This is a genomic window from Streptococcus sp. HF-100, from assembly GCF_015594635.1.
In the GTDB taxonomy this organism is placed as follows: domain Bacteria; phylum Bacillota; class Bacilli; order Lactobacillales; family Streptococcaceae; genus Streptococcus; species Streptococcus vaginalis.
This window is the reverse complement of sequence record NZ_JADNQV010000005.1, coordinates 161,323-179,971: the sequence shown is the minus strand read 5'-3', so window position 1 is coordinate 179,971 and position 18,649 is coordinate 161,323. Positions and strand designations below refer to the sequence as shown.

At 32.8% G+C, this 18,649-nt stretch carries 18 protein-coding genes, 1 tRNA gene and 1 pseudogene; 5 read left to right on the top strand and 15 right to left on the bottom strand.

Going from position 1 to position 18,649, the window contains the following annotated elements:
• Window positions 1-193 precede the first annotated feature (193 nt).
• Window positions 194-436, top strand: a pseudogene (locus tag IYQ23_RS06530) (helix-turn-helix domain-containing protein); the annotation flags it as partial.
• 182 nt (window positions 437-618) lie between these two features.
• On the opposite strand, the gene ftsH reads toward IYQ23_RS06530, so the two are convergent.
• The 10 genes from ftsH to ychF all read right to left on the bottom strand — a co-directional run bounded on the left by ftsH (window position 619) and on the right by ychF (window position 11,799).
• On the bottom strand, window positions 619-2,589 hold the full coding sequence (gene ftsH, locus IYQ23_RS06525; RefSeq protein ID WP_024053281.1) for an ATP-dependent zinc metalloprotease FtsH: 1,971 nt from the start codon (window positions 2,587-2,589) through the stop codon (window positions 619-621).
• A 20-nt stretch (window positions 2,590-2,609) separates the two neighbouring features.
• Entirely contained in the window at window positions 2,610-3,152 is a 543-nt protein-coding gene (gene hpt / locus IYQ23_RS06520) for a hypoxanthine phosphoribosyltransferase (protein ID WP_004225026.1), read from the bottom strand.
• Window positions 3,153-3,157: 5 nt separating this feature from the next.
• Window positions 3,158-4,435, bottom strand: a complete 1,278-nt coding sequence (tilS, locus tag IYQ23_RS06515; protein WP_195674421.1) for a tRNA lysidine(34) synthetase TilS — start codon at window positions 4,433-4,435, stop codon at window positions 3,158-3,160.
• Window positions 4,432-5,712 carry a serine hydrolase gene (locus IYQ23_RS06510; protein ID WP_195674420.1) on the bottom strand — a complete coding sequence of 427 codons (1,281 nt, stop codon included), beginning with the start codon at window positions 5,710-5,712 and terminating at the stop codon, window positions 4,432-4,434. Before IYQ23_RS06510 ends, tilS begins: the two co-directional genes overlap by 4 nt.
• Window positions 5,705-5,833 (bottom strand): SP_0009 family protein, encoded by a 129-nt coding sequence (locus tag IYQ23_RS09650; RefSeq protein ID WP_003038253.1) that lies wholly within the window; start codon window positions 5,831-5,833, stop codon window positions 5,705-5,707. Before IYQ23_RS09650 ends, IYQ23_RS06510 begins: the two co-directional genes overlap by 8 nt.
• 2 nt (window positions 5,834-5,835) lie before the next feature.
• Complete coding sequence (locus IYQ23_RS06505; RefSeq protein WP_004225047.1) at window positions 5,836-6,204, bottom strand: septum formation initiator family protein; 369 nt, start codon at window positions 6,202-6,204, stop codon at window positions 5,836-5,838.
• Window positions 6,197-6,463, bottom strand: coding sequence for an RNA-binding S4 domain-containing protein (locus tag IYQ23_RS06500; protein WP_003029504.1), 267 nt, complete (start codon window positions 6,461-6,463; stop codon window positions 6,197-6,199). Before IYQ23_RS06500 ends, IYQ23_RS06505 begins: the two co-directional genes overlap by 8 nt.
• A gap of 79 nt (window positions 6,464-6,542) precedes the next feature.
• Window positions 6,543-10,049, bottom strand: a complete 3,507-nt coding sequence (gene mfd / locus IYQ23_RS06495) for a transcription-repair coupling factor (RefSeq protein ID WP_195674419.1) — start codon at window positions 10,047-10,049, stop codon at window positions 6,543-6,545.
• On the bottom strand, window positions 10,042-10,611 hold the full coding sequence (gene pth, locus IYQ23_RS06490) for an aminoacyl-tRNA hydrolase (RefSeq protein WP_106100837.1): 570 nt from the start codon (window positions 10,609-10,611) through the stop codon (window positions 10,042-10,044). The genes mfd and pth overlap by 8 nt, the downstream gene beginning before the upstream one ends.
• 72 nt (window positions 10,612-10,683) lie before the next feature.
• Window positions 10,684-11,799 carry a redox-regulated ATPase YchF gene (gene ychF / locus IYQ23_RS06485; RefSeq protein ID WP_106100836.1) on the bottom strand — a complete coding sequence of 372 codons (1,116 nt, stop codon included), beginning with the start codon at window positions 11,797-11,799 and terminating at the stop codon, window positions 10,684-10,686.
• A gap of 145 nt (window positions 11,800-11,944) precedes the next feature.
• Between ychF and IYQ23_RS06480 the strand changes: the two genes are divergently transcribed.
• Window positions 11,945-12,445, top strand: a complete 501-nt coding sequence (locus IYQ23_RS06480) for a YehR family lipoprotein (protein WP_195674418.1) — start codon at window positions 11,945-11,947, stop codon at window positions 12,443-12,445.
• Between the two features lie 23 nt (window positions 12,446-12,468).
• On the opposite strand, the gene IYQ23_RS06475 is transcribed toward IYQ23_RS06480, so the two are convergent.
• The 5 genes from IYQ23_RS06475 to IYQ23_RS06455 form a co-directional block, all read right to left on the bottom strand.
• Complete coding sequence (locus tag IYQ23_RS06475) at window positions 12,469-12,666, bottom strand: DUF951 domain-containing protein (protein ID WP_070812014.1); 198 nt, start codon at window positions 12,664-12,666, stop codon at window positions 12,469-12,471.
• A complete protein-coding gene (dnaN, locus tag IYQ23_RS06470; protein ID WP_024052472.1) occupies window positions 12,666-13,802 on the bottom strand; it encodes a DNA polymerase III subunit beta in 1,137 nt (378 codons plus the stop codon). Before dnaN ends, IYQ23_RS06475 begins: the two co-directional genes overlap by 1 nt.
• A gap of 156 nt (window positions 13,803-13,958) precedes the next feature.
• Window positions 13,959-15,302, bottom strand: coding sequence for a chromosomal replication initiator protein DnaA (dnaA, locus tag IYQ23_RS06465; RefSeq protein WP_195674417.1), 1,344 nt, complete (start codon window positions 15,300-15,302; stop codon window positions 13,959-13,961).
• A 228-nt stretch (window positions 15,303-15,530) separates the two neighbouring features.
• Window positions 15,531-16,298, bottom strand: coding sequence for a ParB/RepB/Spo0J family partition protein (locus IYQ23_RS06460; RefSeq protein WP_037593803.1), 768 nt, complete (start codon window positions 16,296-16,298; stop codon window positions 15,531-15,533).
• Between the two features lie 54 nt (window positions 16,299-16,352).
• The gene (locus IYQ23_RS06455) at window positions 16,353-17,543 is read right to left on the bottom strand and encodes a S1C family serine protease (RefSeq protein ID WP_003032033.1); all 1,191 of its coding nucleotides are present in this window, start codon (window positions 17,541-17,543) and stop codon (window positions 16,353-16,355) included.
• 193 nt (window positions 17,544-17,736) lie between these two features.
• Between IYQ23_RS06455 and rlmH the strand changes: the two genes are divergently transcribed.
• From rlmH to IYQ23_RS06440, 3 genes are all read left to right on the top strand, one after another.
• Complete coding sequence (gene rlmH / locus IYQ23_RS06450) at window positions 17,737-18,216, top strand: 23S rRNA (pseudouridine(1915)-N(3))-methyltransferase RlmH (RefSeq protein ID WP_106384236.1); 480 nt, start codon at window positions 17,737-17,739, stop codon at window positions 18,214-18,216.
• 42 nt (window positions 18,217-18,258) lie between these two features.
• Window positions 18,259-18,332: transfer RNA gene (locus IYQ23_RS06445), tRNA-Arg, on the top strand.
• A gap of 165 nt (window positions 18,333-18,497) precedes the next feature.
• A complete protein-coding gene (locus IYQ23_RS06440) occupies window positions 18,498-18,644 on the top strand; it encodes a bacteriocin (protein ID WP_003029519.1) in 147 nt (48 codons plus the stop codon).
• Window positions 18,645-18,649: the final 5 nt, after the last annotated feature.

Sequence of the window (18,649 nt, the reverse complement as noted above, 5' to 3'; positions counted from 1 at the left end):
TCAAGCGACAACTATCTTAGTATATCATCTCCTTCTCTTCTTGTCAATACCTTTTTTCATCTTTTTTTACTTTTCTTAAACTTTTTCTTTCAATTGATAGTTCTAAAATGAAGTTGGCCACTTCGAGTGTATGAAAAAATATCTCAAAGAGATATACTTGTAGTTCACCACAAACACAAGGAGATTCTTTAAGATGCCTACTCATTATACCCAAAAAGGCAAGCACTTAACAATAGCTAAGCGCCGTTTCATTGAAAAATGGAAGGACGAGGGAAAATCAAATCGTCAAATCGCTCTCTTGCTTGGAAAAGCACCTCAAACTATTCATAATGACATCAAGCGTGAGCTGGTTCGCCAACAAGTACTCAAGGGAAAGTTTGAACTGCTCTATTCTGCAGATACTGCTCAAAGTCGTTACGAATCAGCTAGAGAGAAGTTGTCCGAAAGTGTCGACTTGATAAGGCTACCTAGGAGAGCTGGGTAGCTGTTCTACTCTTTTCGGTTTCTATTTCGTACTTCTTAATACACCTATCTATCTCTTCAGGTACTTTTACATTCTTTTCAGCGGATAAAGTTAAAACCCTCTGATTCTAAATCAAAGAGTTTTATCGTTTTAATTTATTCTGGTTTCTGCTCTTCCATTTGAGATTTCACTTCATCATAGCTCAAAGCATGCGAAGAACTTACACTTGGTTCATCAGGCATTTCACCAGTTTCATACAATGATTTAATTTGATGACTATCAAGTGTTTCGTATTTAAGAAGAGCTTCTGCAATCAATTTATGCTTTTCACGATTTGATTGGATAATTTCTGCTGCTTTGTTGCGCGCTTCATTAAGCAAATTACGAACTTCTTCATCAATTTCATATGCAGTTTGCTCTGAAATTGATTTTTGTGGGCTCGCAGCGCCAAACATCGCATGGTTTCCTTCATATTGAACTGGACCGAGTTTTTCACTCATACCATACTCTGTTACCATCGCACGTGCCATTTGTGTAGCTTGTTCAAAGTCATTGGAAGCACCTGTAGTTTGGACGTTGAAAATAATTTCTTCAGCAACACGTCCCCCCATAAGTCCTGCCAATTGCTCTTTCATATCTTCTTTAGATAAAAGAGTCTGATCTTCTTTCGGGAGAGCAATCATATATCCACCTGCACGACCACGAGGTACAATGGTTACCTTGTGAACGACACGTGCATTTGATAAAACAAGACCAACAATCGTATGTCCTGCTTCATGATAAGCGACAATTTGCCGATCACGTTGTGAAACTGTCTTATCTTTTTTAGACGGTCCTGCAATAACACGATCTTCTGCTTCATCTATATCGGAAGCATCAATAACTCTTTTATTTCGACGCGCTGCGACAAGAGCCGCTTCATTTAAGACATTTTCCAAATCAGCACCAACAAAACCAGGCGTTTGTTGAGCAACTAGTTTTAAGTCAACATCTTCAGCAAGAGGTTTATTTCTAGCATGAACACGAAGGATAGCTTCACGACCTTTTACATCTGGCTGACCAACAAGAACTTTACGGTCAAATCGACCAGGACGCAGAAGCGCCGGATCTAGCACATCACTACGGTTTGTTGCTGCAATAACAATAATTCCTTCATTACCTTCAAAACCATCCATCTCAATCAGCAGTTGATTAAGGGTTTGTTCGCGTTCATCATTTCCTCCACCGAGACCGACACCGCGTTGACGACCAACAGCATCAATTTCATCAATAAAAATAATCGCTGGGGCTGCCTTTTTTGCATCTTCAAAAAGAGAGCGAACACGGCTAGCACCGACACCGACAAACATTTCAACGAAATCTGAACCTGAAATACTAAAGAATGGAACGCCTGCTTCACCAGCTACTGCTTTAGCAAGAAGAGTTTTACCAGTCCCTGGAGGGCCTTCAAGAAGAACACCCGCTGGTATGCGAGCTCCTAGTTTTGTATAACGTTTAGGATCCTTTAGAAATTCAACAACTTCAACTAGTTCTTGTTTTTCTTCTTCCGCACCTGCTACATCAGAAAAGCGTACTTTTATATCTTCTTTGTTTGTCGCACGCGCTTTATTACGTCCAAAACTCATAGCTCCACGCGCTCCACCGCCTCCACCTTGATTCATCATAGAGAACAGGAAGAAAGCAAAGATGGCAAATGGCACCAGAGTTGTCAGCACCTGAATCCAGACACCACTTGAACTTTCACGTTTAATGGTGATTTCAGTTCCCTTATCTGAAGCTAATTTTTGTAATTCAGCTACCGTTAAATCTGAAGGTAGAATAACACTAGTAAAGCGGCTTACAGAGGTAGAAGAAGGAGTAAAAAACTGAATACCACTATTATCCTTTACCTTCTTTTCTTTCTTATAAGTACCTGCAACTTCAATAACACTACCATTTGGCTGATAGCTAATATCCTTTACATTTCCATTTCTAATTTCTTTAACTAACTCAGTATAGTTAATTTGTTGGCTGCGACCTACAGAACTTCCAGCTGAAAAATACTGAAAACCTGTAATAACAACAACAATAATTAAAATGTATAGGAAAGGATTTTTTATAAAGCCATTATTTTGTTTATTTTTCATCTATCTATCAATATACCTTTTTATTTTGTATAAACTTCTTCTTTTAAAACCCCTACATATGGCAGATTCCGATAGTTTTCATCAAAATCTAGACCATAACCAACTACAAATTCATTTGGAATTGTAAAACATGTGTAATCTGCTTCAATATCAACTTTTCGTCCTTCGGGCTTGTCCAAAAGTGTAGCAATTTTAACAGACGCAGCTTTTTTCTCCCTAAATAACTCACACAGGCTTTTCAATGTTTTTCCCGTATCAATAATATCTTCGACAAAAAGAATATGACGTCCAGCAATATCTTGATCAATATCTTTAATAATATTGATAACACCACTGCTAGATGTCCCACCATGATAGCTTGACACTAACATAAAATCCATTTCAATATGGGTATCAACATGCTTTATCAACTCTGCCATAAAAGGAATGGAACCTTTTAAAATTCCTACAAAAATAGGATTTTTCCCTGCATAATCACTAGTTAATTGAGTTCCTAAATTTTTTGCTGCTGCCACGATCTCATCATGTGAAACCAAAACTTTCTTAATATCTTGTTCTAGCATCTTCTTTACCTATCTAAATTTTGAATATAAAGTTTGTTATACATTATATCATTTTTTTGACTCTTACTCAAATCACATGTTACGATTCCAGCAATTGCTAAGATTTCCCCATTTTGCTCAATAATAATAGCATTTTCCCTTTGATCTATAGGGATTTTTTGATCAATAAAGTAACGACGAAGCTTTTTATGGTGTTGGTTCAAGATAATTTCATCTTGTTCTTTTCTATGTCGAAGTAAAATTTCTGTTTCACGTGAAACAAATACTTCTTGGATGTTTTTTTCATGAAGCTCCTTTCCAAAAGAAAAGCGATAATGACCATATTCCACAATATCGTTATATTTTAACAAAATTGAATCCACTTTTAAATCAGACTGTGGACTGATTTTACGAATCTCAAAGGAATCATAATTTTTATATAACTCATAACCCGCTTTAAGTGGTTGCTGATAATTAGATTGCTTGTTCAAGATTGCTAAAATATCAGAAAACTGTGCTTTACTAAGCTGCAAATCAGGAAATTTCTTTAAATAAGCCTGTAGCAAAAAACTTTGCACAGAGTAAGGTTGAGATTGAAATTCCTGCAGATTCGTCGCTACAATATTTTTAGTTAAATATGCTAATGCATCTTGCATTTGAGAAATTTCTGTTCCCAATTCTATTAAATGCTTCCTGAACTGCGGATTTTCTTGTTCTAACAATGGAAAATACTCATTTCGAATTCGATTGCGCAAATAATGGTTCTCTTGATTTGTCCAATCCTCAAAATGAAAAATAGGAGGGAAATTTGATTTTTGAAAAGAAAGCAACGGTCTTATCAATTCTCCATTTGCAAATTTTTGTTTTTCTTTCATTCCTGAAATATGAAATAAACGGCTGCCACGAAGAATTCTCATAAAAATCGTTTCTGCTTGGTCATCAGCATGATGTGCTGTTACTAATGCCGTGCATTGTTCCTCTTTCATAATTTTTTTGAAAAAAGCATAGCGAAAATCACGCGCTTTTTGTTCTGAGAATGGTCCAGAAAAACTTGATGTAAAAATGCTTACACCAAGTTTCATTGCTATTTTTTTTAGTTCTTCTTCCTCAAAATCAGATTCTTCTCTCACTCCATGATTAACATGAGCAAGGTAAATTTCTATTTCTAGTTTTTCGCGATATTTATAAAGCCAGTCAAGCAAAGTCATAGAATCTAGTCCACCAGAAATAGCAAGTAAAACTTTTCTATGAGGTCTGAAATAACCTTTTTTTTGAACCATTTGAAAAAATTGTTGTTCTATCATTTCAAAACCTCATAAATATCATCTGCAATTTTAGAAATGGTGTCATAATCAGAATGATTTGTAAAAATAGACAGAACAAAAGGAGAATTAGCATAAACAATTGCAACATCATGCTTAAAATCATAAGCATCCCCAATTTTATGAGCCACTTTTACATTTATATTTTTAGAAATACGCTGCTCATCAAAATTTGTTTGTGATAGTGCATTGATAATGTCCCCATTTTGTTTATAGATAGCTTCCATCATATTTCCAGCCATCCTAGCTGATGCATTACGTTTTTCTACATCCCATTTTTTCCCAGCAATTTGCTCAATTGTTGCTTGATAAGTGCTGTCTGATTGACTAGTAATATAATATCCTAAAATATTTGTAGCTGCATTATCTGATTCTTTTGCAATATGATTCATCAAATCTTGAATGCTGTATTCCTTATTATCTGATTTTTTAGAAATGCTTCCACTACCTTCTGTATCATAAGCACCTGAATAGTCATTTACAGCAGGAATATATTTTAAACCAGAAGATGGCTTGTATTTTCCTTCATTCAACTGCTTTTGAGCATAATAAAGAATGGGAAGTTTCGCTACACTAGCAGAATACATTTCCAAATCTGGGTTAATACCAGCAGTTTTCCCAGAATCCAGTTGTTTTACATAGATAGAATAGTCTGCTTTATTGTACTTGCTTGTTAAAATCTCTTGAACTTTATCCATACGATTATCTGTATCAGACAAGTATTTCACATCAATCCAACCTTTGCCCTCAACATAAGCATATTTTCCTGATGTCGTCTCAGCAAGTTGAGTAATTTTTACTGGATGATACGGTAATAAATTCGTCTTCACTTCCTTTGTTCCATTTACAAAAGCTTGATTGTAAACTACAAACGACGGTTTGAGCCACATTGTTTGTGAAACATCTTCACTAGATTGGACAATATCATCATAAATCATTCGTTTATCGGCAGGAATGAATTGTCCATTTGCGAGTTTAAAAACTGGGAGTCCTTGTTCATTGACTTGTAAGTCAGAAAGTTTAATTGGTGTATTCGGAGTTAAACTCCCAGCAACTTTTTCTAAATTTAAGGACGTATAAGTTGGAATTTGCTCATAAACATTTGGATTGGTTGGAAGGTCAGTGTAATAGTTACTGTAGGTCGTACTAGTAATTTCATACTGTTGCTTTGCGGTCAATTTTACATCTTGTTCTGTACTTACTACTACTTTTGCAGTGAAAAATGCTGGCAACAATAATAGAAATAGCAACTTACGCATGCTCTCCCCCTTCCTTTTTAGTCTCTTCTAATTTTAAGGTCTGATTTTTTCTGGACAATTCTTCTAATTTTTCATCAGAAAACTCCAAAAATTGTTCAATCGTTTTTAATAAATTTTCCATCCTTACTGTGGCAACAATCCTGGGATTGTATAGATATATTCCCCTTGTTTAGAATAATAATATTTAGCACGTGCATATTTAGCAGCATATTCTTCATCTTTTAATTTATTAGCAAAAGCTTTTTGAGATTCTTTTTCGTTGCTTATTTCTTCGTATCTCTTTTGTAAATGCGTTAATTGTGTTCGACGTTCTAGTAAATTTTGATAACTTTGAACCAAATTAAATGTCGGTAAAATGAACAATAAGATGACTAAAATCAATACCCAACCCATAAAGCGATTCTTTTTTCTTCTTTCTTGCTCTAAATAACGACGATGTTGGTTTTCATCTTGTATATAGCGATTATTTAATTGAACAATATTTCTAGCCATCTACTTCTACCTTTGTTTCTTTTATAATTTCGTACATTTTAGTGGCATCTTCTTTTTTAGTACTATCTTTCATTTCTAGAACCCGAACTAATAAAATTTTATTTCCAAAACGAATCTCTATTTCGTCATTGATTTTTAAATCTGTTGAACTTTTAGCTAAAATTCCATTTACTTTAATTCTTCCCTTATCGGCCACCTCTTTAGCAATAGGACGACGTTTTATAATACGGGATACTTTTAAATATTTATCTAATCTCATAAAGTTACCTCAATTTATTATTTTACCATTTTTTAAGAAGATATTATAGATGAAAGCGAAACTTTACAAAATTGTAAAGTTAGTAATCTTTCTTTTGATTTTTAATTTCTACCAACTTTTCTGAAAACTGCAGAAGTCCTTCTAAAATTACATAATCTTTTTTATTTTTTACATCAAATATAACTTCAATCAATCCCTTATTTTCTGAAATTCTTGCTTTTAAATTTGTTACAGAAAGAGCTTCAAAGTAATCTTGAGTTAAGAAAAACTGTTGAGAAACTTTTTCAAATCGGACAATCACAGCTTGTTGCTTTTTTTCAACAAGCTGAACAAAAGCTTGATCTAAATAAGACTTTACAAGGCCAATTTCTAATAAAAAGGCAACAACATCTGGATATTCTCCAAAACGATCTATCAATTCATTCTGTAATTCTTCATAATTTACACGACTGTCAATTTCGCGAATACATTTGTAAATTTCAATTTTCTGCCTTTCATCAGCAATATAATTGCTAGGAAGATAGGCATCAATCTGCAAATTAATTTCAGCATTTCCTTTTTGCCTTCTTTTTTCTGTACCTTGTTTTTTAGCAATAGCCTCTTCTAATAATTGAGAATACATCTCAAATCCAACAGAATCAATAAAACCAGATTGTGAGCTTCCTAAAATATTTCCAGCACCACGAATAGATAAATCTCGCATAGCAATTTTAAAACCAGAGCCTAATTCTGTAAATCCTTTTATAGTTTCCAAACGTTTTTCAGAAATTTCTGTCAAAACCTTGTCAGGACGATACATGAGATAGGCATAAGCAATACGATTGCTACGACCAACACGCCCTCGCAATTGATATAAAGTTGACAGTCCCATGTAATCTGCATTTTCAATAAAAAGAGTATTAACATTAGGAATATCAACACCAGTTTCAATAATAGTCGTTGTCACCAAAATATCATATTCCCCATTGATAAAATCAAGTAAAGTATTTTCAAGAAGAATTTCACTCATTTGGCCATGTACATATCCAATAGAAGCTTCTGGAATCAATTCTTTCAATTCTGAAACTTTTCGCTCCATTGTGTCAACTTTATTGTAAAGATAGTAAACCTGTCCTCCTCGATCCATTTCTCTTAAAACTGCATCTCGAATAACTGTTGCATTATTTTCTAAAACATAAGTTTGAACTGGGTAGCGATTTGTTGGAGGAGTTTCAATAACTGATAAATCACGTATTCCTAACATAGACATATGGAGTGTACGAGGAATAGGGGTCGCCGTCAAAGTTAAAACATCAACTTTCGTTTTCAACTCTTTTAATTTTTCTTTATGCTTAACTCCAAAGCGTTGTTCCTCATCAATAACAATGAGTCCCAAATCAGAAAATTTAACATCTTTTGACAGGAGACGATGCGTTCCAATAATAATATCCACCTGCCCTTTTTTTAGTTTTTCTAAAATTATTTTTTGTTCTGATTTACTTTTAAAGCGACTTAATACTTCAATATTGATAGGAAAATCGTTAAAACGTTCCTTAAAGTTCGTATAGTGCTGTTGAGCCAAAACCGTAGTGGGAACTAAAATTGCTACTTGTTTATGATCATTTACTGCTTTAAAGGCAGCTCTCATAGCTACTTCCGTCTTTCCAAAACCAACATCTCCAACTAAAAGACGATCCATAGGATGATCACTTTCCATGTCTTTTTTTACTTCTTTTATAGAGCGCAACTGATCTTCTGTTTCTACATAAGGAAAATCATTATCAAATTCTTGCTGATAAGAATCATCACTAGAAAACGCAAATCCCTTTAATTGACTTCTCTCTGCGTAAAGTTTGATTAAATCCTCAGCAATATCTTCGACTTGATGTTGTACTCTCTGTTTAGTTTTTTGAAAACGTCCATCATTTAATTTATTGATTTTAGGCGCTTTACCATCACTCGCAACATATTTAGAAAGAAGCTGAATCTGATCAACAGGAATAGAAATACGATCTGCATTTTGATACTGAATGGTAAGATAATCACGATGAATTCCTGAAATTTCAATCGTTTCAATCCCTAAATATCGACCGATTCCATGAACGTTATGAACAACATAATCTCCTTTTTCCAGCTCATTATAATTTTTCAAACGTTCAGCATTAGAAATATTCTGTCTACGAACTTTTCGTTTTACTTTTTTTTGCAGAATTTCATACTCTGTAATCAAAACAATTTTTTCATCTACAAAATTAAACCCTTGAACTAAATGCCCTTCTACTAATTGAACAGCATGTTCATGAATTTTAGTATCATTGACATAATCAAGTGAAATTTCATACTCTTGTAAAGTTTTATGTAAACTTTGTAAAGATAATAAAGAATTTGATTGTAAAATAACTGTATAGTTAGATTTTTTATAGCGACTGATTTCTTCTTTCAAAAGCAGGAATTGACTAAAAAATTCCTGCATAGGATACTGATTAAATTGATAAAGAGAATCAAATTTTAAATTTCCCAGTCCTTTATGAAAATTGGAAAAGAAGGTAGCTGGTTTATACTTTCTAAATATTGAATAAACATCTGCAAAATAAGATTGATTTGCAATAGCTTTACTAGTTTGTAAATCTTCTGTCAATAAATTTGCTGCTTCTAATTGAAACTGAGCATGTCTATTCATAATTTTTTGAAAATCATCAAAGAAAATTGGGCTATATTTTGGAAGATAATCAAAAATTGTCCATTCATTTTGATAAAAATAAGATAATAATTTTCTAATATCAGCATGTTGAATTTGTTCTTTTGTACTAGCTAAAATCTCCTCTAAATAAGATTTTGAAGTTGAATCTACAGTTTTTTCTATAAGATTTTCTATTTTTTTCTGTGCACTTTTATAATCTGCTTTAGTAAATATGATATCTGTAGCAGGATGAATATGCACATGTTCTACATTTTGAATAGAAATTTGATTTTCAGGATTAAATAGACGAATACCATCAACTTCATCACCAAAAAATTCAACCCGAAAAGGCATTTGACTAGAGCGCTCAAAAATATCTAAAATATCACCACGAAGACTAAACTCCCCTTGTTTCAATACTTGTGATACTTGCTTATAACCTGAATTTAGCAATTGAGAAATCAAATCTTTCAACTCATATTCTTGCCCTATTTTTAAATCAATATAAGCTGAATTGAAATTAACAGGATTGGGTAAAAATAGTTGACTAGCTGCCACATTAACTATCAAAAATCCTGATTGTTGAGAATCTAATAAAAAATCTAGAGCTTCCAAACGAGAAAAAATCTTTTCTTGAGAAGAAAAAACAAACTCAGCTAACGGAGTATCATCTGCAAGAAATGTATAGACCCTCTCTTCTCCCACCAAGCCAATCAGATCACTAGAAAGTCTTTCTGCTTCACTATAAGTAGACGTTAAAATCAAAATTTTGTGATTCTCTTCTACACAAGAGGCCATTGTAATAGCCTTAGTTGAAGATGACAAACCCATTAATAACTGCCGAGTTGATTTATTTAGATTTCTTTGCCAATCAGCTATCTGTTTATTTTGATTAAATAACTCAATAATATCCATCTTTTTATCCATTGTATTGTTGCATTGTTTGTTCAAAATTATTAGACTGTAAATAATAATTTACAGCACCGTCAACTTTGTCAAGTGTATTTAAAATTATAGCATAGTCTCCTTTTGAAAATTTTCCTAACACATGGTGAATAATGGTTATATTATTTTCGGGACGACCAATACCAATTTTAATTCGTTTAAATTCTTGGGTTCCTATATGTTTGATAATTGATTTGATGCCATTGTGACCACCAGCAGATCCTTTTGCTCTAAGTCGTATTTTTCCTACTTCCATATCCAAATCATCATAAATAACTACTAAATCTTCAATATCTAGACCATAATAAGATAAAAGGGCATGAACAGCCTTTCCACTTTCATTCATAAAGGTCGTTGGTTTGACAAAATACACTTTCTCACTATTAAAAAATGTGGAAGCTATCTCTGCTTGAAAAATTTTATCAGTTGTAAACTTTAAACTTTGTTCTTTACACATTTTGTCAACGAGCATAAATCCGACATTATGTCTTGTTTCAAAATATTTTTCTCCAGGATTTCCTAATCCTACAATCATCTTTACCATTTTTTACCTCTAAAAAGACCAAAAGGGCTGGAAAAGTTTTTCCAACCTTGTTTATATTTAATTTACAATGCTTTACACATTAAATCTAAATTCCATAATATCGCCATCTTGAACGATATATTCTTTTCCTTCTTCACGCAGTCGTCCTGCTTCTTTGACTGCTTTTTCACTGCCATATTTCACTAAATCATCATAAGACATGGTTACAGCACGGATGAAGCCTTTTTCAAAGTCTGAGTGAATAATTCCAGCTGCTTGTGGTGCTTTCATGCCACGTCTAAATGTCCAAGCTCGAACTTCCTTTTCTCCTGCTGTAAAATAAGTTCCAAGTCCTAATAAATGATAAGCTGCTCTGGTTAATTTGTCAACCCCAGATTCATTCAAGCCCATTGCTTCAAGAAATTCAACTTTATCTTCATCATCTAGCTCAGAAATTTCTTCTTCAGCACGCGCAGATATAACAACTACCTCTGCATTTTCAGTTGCTGCAAACTCGCGAATTTGTTGAACATACTCAATATTATCCGGATCTGCTACCTCGTCTTCACCAACATTCGCAACATAAAGCACTGGTTTTGTAGTCAATAAAAATAATTTTTTGACAATTTTTTGTTCTTCTTCATCAAATTCAATGGTACGCGCTGATAAACCATTTTCTAAAACTGGTTTAATTTTTTGCAAAACATGAAATTCAGCTACTGAATCTTTATCTTTTTGGGTTCGAGCAACTTTTTCCACACGTGCATAGCGTTTGTTGATACTTTCTAAATCTGCTAAAATCAGCTCAAGATTAATCGTTTCAATATCAGCAATTGGGTCAACAAAATTTGACTCACGTCCTTGTTCCCGCATAACATTTTCATCATCAAAAGCCCGAACCACATGAACAATGGCATCAACTTCACGAATGTTAGCCAAAAATTTATTTCCAAGACCTTCTCCTTTTGAAGCACCTTTCACAATTCCTGCAATATCTGTAAACTCAAAAGTTGTTGGCACTTTTTTCTGTGGTTTGATAAGTTCTGTTAATTTATCCAAACGAGCATCTGGAACTTCTACCCGTCCAACATTAGGATCAATCGTCGCAAAGGGGTAGTTAGCTGCCTCTGCTCCTGCCTTTGTAATTGCATTAAATAAAGTAGATTTTCCAACATTAGGTAATCCTACAATTCCTGCTGTTAAAGCCATTTCGCTCTTCCTTTCACCTTTTCAATTCAATAAACCATTATATCATATTTACCACTATTTGACTTATAACTTCATCATTTTTGAAAAATGTTGTATTTTCCCAATTAAAATATTATAATTTTATTGAGGTATAGGAGGTAATGCCATGAAAAAAAGATATTTAAAACAATTATTGGTTAGTATTGTTGCAGTTTTTTCACTCATCACTCTCATTGCATGCGGGTCTCAGGAAAAAAAGATGTCATTTCAAAGAATTGATCAAAGTTTACAATATGACTTACGATTAACTTATTATTATAAAGGAGATATTGTCACAAAACAAACTACTGATTCATTTTGGTCTTATAAAACCTTAGGAGCTACTAAAAAAGAAGATGTTAAAGACAGAATTGATAAAGCTTCTCAAATGTATCAAAATATTAAGGGAATTAAAGAAAAAGTCACTTATGAAGAAAAGGGAGTTAAGGAAACTGTAGAAATTAACTTTAATAAAGTAGACTTTGATAAATTAGCAACCTTGCCTGGAATGTATACAGATAAGAATACAAGAAAATCTAAAAAAATTAGTATGAAAGCTAGTAAAGAACTCTTAACAAGTAAAGGTTTTAAAGAAATTACAGACGGTAAATTTGAAAAATTAAAATAAGATCATGAAAAAGTGCTAAGAAATCAATTTCCTAGCACTTTTTTTAGTTTTCGTTCAAAATTATATCGGCTCATCATCACGATATGTTGGCAATTTGTACAGCGAATTTTAATATCCGCACCCACTCGAATAATTTCCCAACGATTTGCTTTTTTGCCTGTAGATTTAATCGTACAAGCATGTGGTTTTTTCATTTCAACAAAATTTCCTACATCATACATTAGTTTGTTCTCACTGGCGTAATCAATTGAATAAAGTTTTCTGTGTCATCGCTTGGTATCAAAGTAAATGGACGAACAGCTGAAATAAAGCTGATTGTAACTTTTTCACTATTAATAGCTTTCAATGAATCAATTAAATAAGTTGGATTAAAACTGATGGTTAAATCTTGACCTGAAATACTTTCAGTATCAATTTCTTCATTCACACGTCCAACTTCAGGAGAGTTCACATGTGCACTAACTACACCATTTATAATTTCTAATTTAACTGTTCCATTTTGAGTCGCATTTGAAAGAAGACGTGCACGTTCCATCGCATAACGAAGATTATTTTTATCAAATGTTACGATACTAGTAAATTCTGTTGGAATTAAACGGTCGGTATCAGGATAATTTCCCTCTAACAGCCGAGTGTAGAAGCTAATATTTTCACTTCTAAAAAGCAATTGATTATTTGTGAAGTAAATCTCTACTGTTTCAATATCATCCGTAAAAACAGCTGAAAATTCGCGTAGAGAACGACTAGGAATAACAACATCAAAATTATCCCCATTTTTTTCTAAGACAATCTTCTTTTGGCTCATCCGATGAGAGTCTGTTGCAACCGTCTTTAAATTTTTATTTTCTGTTAAAACAAAATGAACCCCCGTTAAAATCGGACGACTTTCTTGTGTACTAGCTGCAAAAGCTGTCTCGTTAATAATATTTTTAAGAACACTTGTTTCAAGCATCAAAGGATTACTTGCTGAAATTTCTTGAATACGAGGGTATTGATCTGCATCTTTTCCTTTTAAGGTAATTTCTGATTTACCACTAGTTAAAACAATTTGCTTTTGCTCAATTTCTTTAAAATCAAGTGTAACATCAGGAAGACTTGATACAACATTGATGAAAAAAGTTGCTTCAAGCAAAATGGAGCCTGAAGAGGTCACTAAAAGTCCTGCATTTTCGTTTTTAATTGAAATAAAATTTTCAATAGAGATTTGTCCATTTGAACCAATTAATGTAATTCCTTCATTTGTAACATCAATTTTTACTGTAGAAAGAATTGGAATAGCATTTTTAAGACTAATAGCGCGTTTGGTTATATTTAAAGCTTGTAAAAATAAATTTTTATTGATTGAAAAGTTAATCATAGATACTCCTTTTATTATTTTATGATTATTAAGTTAATAGTAATAGTAGTTTGTGTGAAACTTGTGGAAAAGTTTCCTAATCAGCGATAGAACACAAAAACAGACCTGTTTATAAATTGTGAATAACTTTAACATTTTTTCTGCAATTATCCACAGTTATCTGATTTTATTTTTTATGTTTTCTATTTCTAATCGAAGATTATCATCCGTTTCGAGCATTGTTTTAATTTTCCCATGAGCATGTATGACCGTTGTATGATCTTTACCGCCAAATTCTCTTCCAATTTTTGGAAGACTATTATCGGTTAATTCACGGGCCAAATACATAGCTACTTGTCTAGCAAGGACAATATTTTGAACCCGACGACTGCCTTTCATTTCTTTAACGCTAACGCCATAGAAATTTCCAACTTCTGTTTGGATTTTATCAATTGGAATAACTAAAATTTGACTTGCATCTTGTTTTCGAGCTCGAATAGCTTCAGCAGCAGCGTCAATTGTAATTTCTTTCAGATTTTTTACTCTAGCCATAAGAGAAATATCATTTAGAGCACCTTCTAAATCTCGCACATTTGAATCAAATTGACCTGCTAGATATTCTAAGGTATCATTTGGAAAAATGTAATCTAAACCTTCTATCTTATTGCGTAAAATAGCGATTCTTGTTTCAAAATCAGGTGGAGTAATGTTTTGAGTTAATCCCCATTTGAAGCGCGTGACTAAACGTTCTTCAAGATTATCCAGATGATCAGGACTTCGGTCACTTGTTAAAACAATTTGTTTATTATCTCCGTGCAAAGCATTAAAGGTATTGAAAAATTCTTCTTGAGTAGAAACTTTTTTTCCTCCTAAAGATTGAATGTCATCAATCAATAAGAGATCAAGGCTGCGATAAGTTCTCTTAAAACTTTCCATTTCTCCTAATCGAAGATGTTCTAAAAAGTCGTTGATAAAAGTCTCAGCAGGAATGTATTTCACTCTAGCATCAGGAATATTTTCTAAAATTTGATTTCCAATTGCATTTAGTAAATGGGTTTTTCCTAATCCTGGTCCACCATAGATAAACAATGGATTATAAGTTGTTGCTAAATTTTCAGAAACAGCGAGTGCCGCCGATAGAGCCCAAACATTTCCATCACCTTGAACAAAATTATCAAATGTATATTTTGCTTTTAACCCAGTTTCAACAGGAGGAAGACTTGGTTTACCTACTGAATGATTTGTATTTGTTGATTGAGTAACTTCATCATTTTCCTCTTGAAAGATATAGTGTACGGTAATTTGGTCGTTATAAATTTCAAAACCTGCAGTAATGATGACATCTGCTAAATTTTGATCCCAAAATAATTGTTTGACAGGACTGTCAAGAAGTACAGTAGCTTGAAAATTTTCAAATTTCATTAACCGAGCTCCTGAAACAAAATAATCATATGTATTTTTTTTGATTTGTTTTTGAGCCAATTCTAAAACACGCGCCCAAAAATTAGCTTCTTGTGACATAAAAAACCTCCTTCCTTGCTAATAAATTCTTCGTTATATTTAATTATCCATAGAAGTTATTTTAACATAAAACGCAAAAGTTTTCCACAATCTGTGGAAATAAATTCACATTGTTCTTTAAAGTTTTCCACAGATTGTGAATAAAGGAGTTTTTCTGTGATTTATTAAGTTTTTCTTATAAAATAAGAGTGGATAACTCTGTGACTTGAAAGAATAAAAATAACAGCCTTATTTAAAGCCGTCAATAATTCTTTGATATTCCTCTAGGTTTGAAAAATGAATACAAATTTTTCCTGATTGAGATTGTTCAGAAAATTGAAGAGAAATCTCTGTACCAAATATCTTTTTTAATCTTTTTTCTTCCTCTTTGAGGAAGAGATGATGTTTATTTTTTGTTACAGTTTTTGTCTGTTGGGAATGCAATTGTTTTTCTAACTGTCGAACTGAAAGGCTTTGAGATAAGATTTTATCAAACCACTGATTTTGCTCTTTTTCTGAGAGATTAATGAGCAGACGAGCGTGTCCCTGAGAAATATTTCCTTCTTTTATCGCTTCGATAATATTGAGAGGTAAATTTAATAACCGGACGGAATTTGTAATATAAGGACGTGATTTTCCCATAGTTAGAGCGATTTCTTTATGTGTCAACCCTTTGTCAATCAAATATTGATAAGATTGTGCTTCTTCTATAGGATTTAAATCTTCTCGTTGTAAATTTTCAATGATGGCTTGCTTCATCATTTCATCATCTGTTACTTCTTTTATAATAGCTGGTATATTTGTTAAGCCTGCTAATTTAGCAGCTCTAAAACGCCTTTCACCAGCTAGCAATTCATAACCAATTATTGGAGATTTTCGTACAATGATGGGCTGAATAATCCCATGTTCTTTTATAGAACTAGCAAGTTCAGCAATTTTTTCTTCTGAAAATTCTTTTCTTGGTTGATAAGGATTTGTTTGGATGTCATTAAGTGTGATATATTGATATTTTTCCATGTTTATATAGAATAACACACCTTTACAATTCTGTAAAGATGTGTTAATAAAGTGTCAATTATTTGAATCTAAATCTTTTGTAGATTTTGTAAGCTTAATGGTAGTAGTAGTTTCTTTTCCATCACGATAGAAAGTGATTTTTATGTTGTCACCAATTGAATGTTTGTATAAAGCGGATTGTAAATCACTTGTTGAAGAAATTTCTTTATCATCTACTTTTGTAATCACATCATATTTTTGAAGTTTTCCTTCAGCTGGCATTCCAGATTGAGCTGAACGTACGACAACTCCACTAGTTATTTTTGATGGAAGTTTTAAGCGTGATAGATCTGAACTAGACAGATTAGTGATGTCAATCATTTGGATTCCTAGAGCTGGTCGTGTAACAGTTCCATTTGCTTCTAACTGGTTAATAATGTTTATAACATCATTAGATGGAATAGCAAATCCTAATCCTTCAACCGAAGTTCCGCCGTTGCTAGCTATTTTACTTGAAGTAATACCAATTACTTGTCCTTGGATATTCACAAGTGGTCCACCAGAGTTCCCTGGGTTAATAGCTGTGTCTGTTTGAATAGCTTGTGTTGAAATCGTTTGTCCGTCTTCAGATTTTAAAGAAACATTACGATTTAAACTAGAAATAATTCCTTGCGTCACAGTGTTAGCGTAATTTGATCCGAGCGGACTTCCAATCGCAATAGCTGTCTCACCAACCGTCAATTTACTAGAATCTCCAAATTCAGCAACTGATTTTACTTTATCAGCACTAATTCGAACAACGGAGATATCAGAATAAGTATCTGACCCTACAATTTCTCCAGGAACTTTATTACCATCTGCTAAACGAATGTCAACTTTTTTAGCACCACTGATAACGTGAGTATTGGTTACTAAGTAAGCGTATTTTCCATCTTTTTTATAAATAACCCCAGATCCTTCGCTAGCTACTTGTTGAGAATTATCATTGTTATTATTTGAATCATCATTTCCAAACACGCTGTTTTGTGAATTATTATTAGCATAGGTAATAACGGATACCACAGCATCTTTCACTTTACTCACAGCTTGTGTTGTGGAATTTGTATTTTTATAAGCAGTAGTAACTTGATTAACTTTAGTCGTTGTAGAGCTATTTGTTGATAATTTAGATGAAGTTAAGTTTCCAAGTAAACCACCGATAAAACCTATAGCTAAGACCATGAAAAGCAATAACAATTTTTTTGTGAAATTTGAAGAGTTTTTCATATCTTCCTCCTAGTTATTTCAATTACTGAAAGTATAAAGAATTTAACTTAATTATAGCTTAAATGTTTTATCTTTTCCACAAATTGTGGATAACTTTTAAAATCTGTGATTTTCTAAGTCATTTATAAGGCAATTTAATTTTTTATCCTGTGAATAAGGTGTGAAATAATTGTGGATATGGTAGAATAGAAATATGAAAATAAAACTTGTAACTGTTGGAAAATTAAAAGAAAAATACCTTAAAGATGGAATAGCAGAGTATGTAAAACGTTTAGGGCGCTTTACTAAATTTGATATGATTGAACTTCCAGATGAAAAAATACCTGATAAGGCAAGTCACTTAGAAAATCAGCAAATTCTTGATAAAGAAGGAAATCGTATCTTATCGAAAATTAATGATAAAGAATTTGTGATTGTTTTAGCTATTGAAGGGCAACAATTTCCATCAGAAGAATTCAGTAAGAGATTAAGCGATGTGACTGTTCGTGGATTTTCGGATATTACTTTTGTAATTGGCGGGAGTCTTGGTTTGTCTACTGCTGTCAAAAAAAGAGCTAATTTGCTGATGAGTTTTGGAAAATTGACACTTCCTCATCAGTTAATGCGATTAGTTTTAGTAGAACAAATTTATCGATCGTTTATGATTCAACAAGGAAGTCCCTATCATAAGTAATCTTGACGTCATAGGCTTTTTTTGTTAAAATGATAGAGCATTGGTCTCATAGCTCAGCTGGATAGAGCATTCGCCTTCTAAGCGAACGGTCGCAGGTTCGAATCCTGCTGGGATCATATAAGAAAAGGGCACGGGAAAGCGTGCCTTTTTCTATAACTGGATAAAGAAGTCTTTTGAGATGTAAAAATGTATCGTTTAGAGTTTTTTTCAATTTATTTATGAAGATTTTGTATAATTACCTTGTAAGATTTCTTACAAAAAATAAACATTAAGGAGAAATTATGAAAAAGTTGTTTGCTAAAAAAGAGGTAGTAAAAAAGGAAGTTGTAGAATTTAAAGAACTGAATGATGAGCAGTTAGATAAAATCATTGGTGGGGATAGTCGAATCAGAATGGGATTTGATTTTTCAAAACTTTTTGGTAAATAATTATT

Coding starts and splice junctions, on each gene's coding strand:
- dnaN (WP_024052472.1), bottom strand. CDS start 13,802: ATGATTAACTTTTCAATCAATAAAAATTTATTTTTACAAGCTTTAAAT.
- IYQ23_RS06475 (WP_070812014.1), bottom strand. CDS start 12,666: ATGTATGATGTAGGAAATTTTGTTGAAATGAAAAAACCACATGCTTGT.
- ychF (WP_106100836.1), bottom strand. CDS start 11,799: ATGGCTTTAACAGCAGGAATTGTAGGATTACCTAATGTTGGAAAATCT.
- IYQ23_RS06460 (WP_037593803.1), bottom strand. CDS start 16,298: ATGGAAAAATATCAATATATCACACTTAATGACATCCAAACAAATCCT.
- IYQ23_RS06505 (WP_004225047.1), bottom strand. CDS start 6,204: ATGGCTAGAAATATTGTTCAATTAAATAATCGCTATATACAAGATGAA.
- IYQ23_RS06480 (WP_195674418.1), top strand. CDS start 11,945: ATGAAAAAAAGATATTTAAAACAATTATTGGTTAGTATTGTTGCAGTT.
- tilS (WP_195674421.1), bottom strand. CDS start 4,435: ATGATAGAACAACAATTTTTTCAAATGGTTCAAAAAAAAGGTTATTTC.
- dnaA (WP_195674417.1), bottom strand. CDS start 15,302: ATGTCACAAGAAGCTAATTTTTGGGCGCGTGTTTTAGAATTGGCTCAA.
- IYQ23_RS06510 (WP_195674420.1), bottom strand. CDS start 5,712: ATGCGTAAGTTGCTATTTCTATTATTGTTGCCAGCATTTTTCACTGCA.
- ftsH (WP_024053281.1), bottom strand. CDS start 2,589: ATGAAAAATAAACAAAATAATGGCTTTATAAAAAATCCTTTCCTATAC.
- IYQ23_RS09650 (WP_003038253.1), bottom strand. CDS start 5,833: ATGGAAAATTTATTAAAAACGATTGAACAATTTTTGGAGTTTTCTGAT.
- IYQ23_RS06500 (WP_003029504.1), bottom strand. CDS start 6,463: ATGAGATTAGATAAATATTTAAAAGTATCCCGTATTATAAAACGTCGT.
- IYQ23_RS06455 (WP_003032033.1), bottom strand. CDS start 17,543: ATGAAAAACTCTTCAAATTTCACAAAAAAATTGTTATTGCTTTTCATG.
- mfd (WP_195674419.1), bottom strand. CDS start 10,049: ATGGATAAAAAGATGGATATTATTGAGTTATTTAATCAAAATAAACAG.
- pth (WP_106100837.1), bottom strand. CDS start 10,611: ATGGTAAAGATGATTGTAGGATTAGGAAATCCTGGAGAAAAATATTTT.
- hpt (WP_004225026.1), bottom strand. CDS start 3,152: ATGCTAGAACAAGATATTAAGAAAGTTTTGGTTTCACATGATGAGATC.
- IYQ23_RS06440 (WP_003029519.1), top strand. CDS start 18,498: ATGAAAAAGTTGTTTGCTAAAAAAGAGGTAGTAAAAAAGGAAGTTGTA.
- rlmH (WP_106384236.1), top strand. CDS start 17,737: ATGAAAATAAAACTTGTAACTGTTGGAAAATTAAAAGAAAAATACCTT.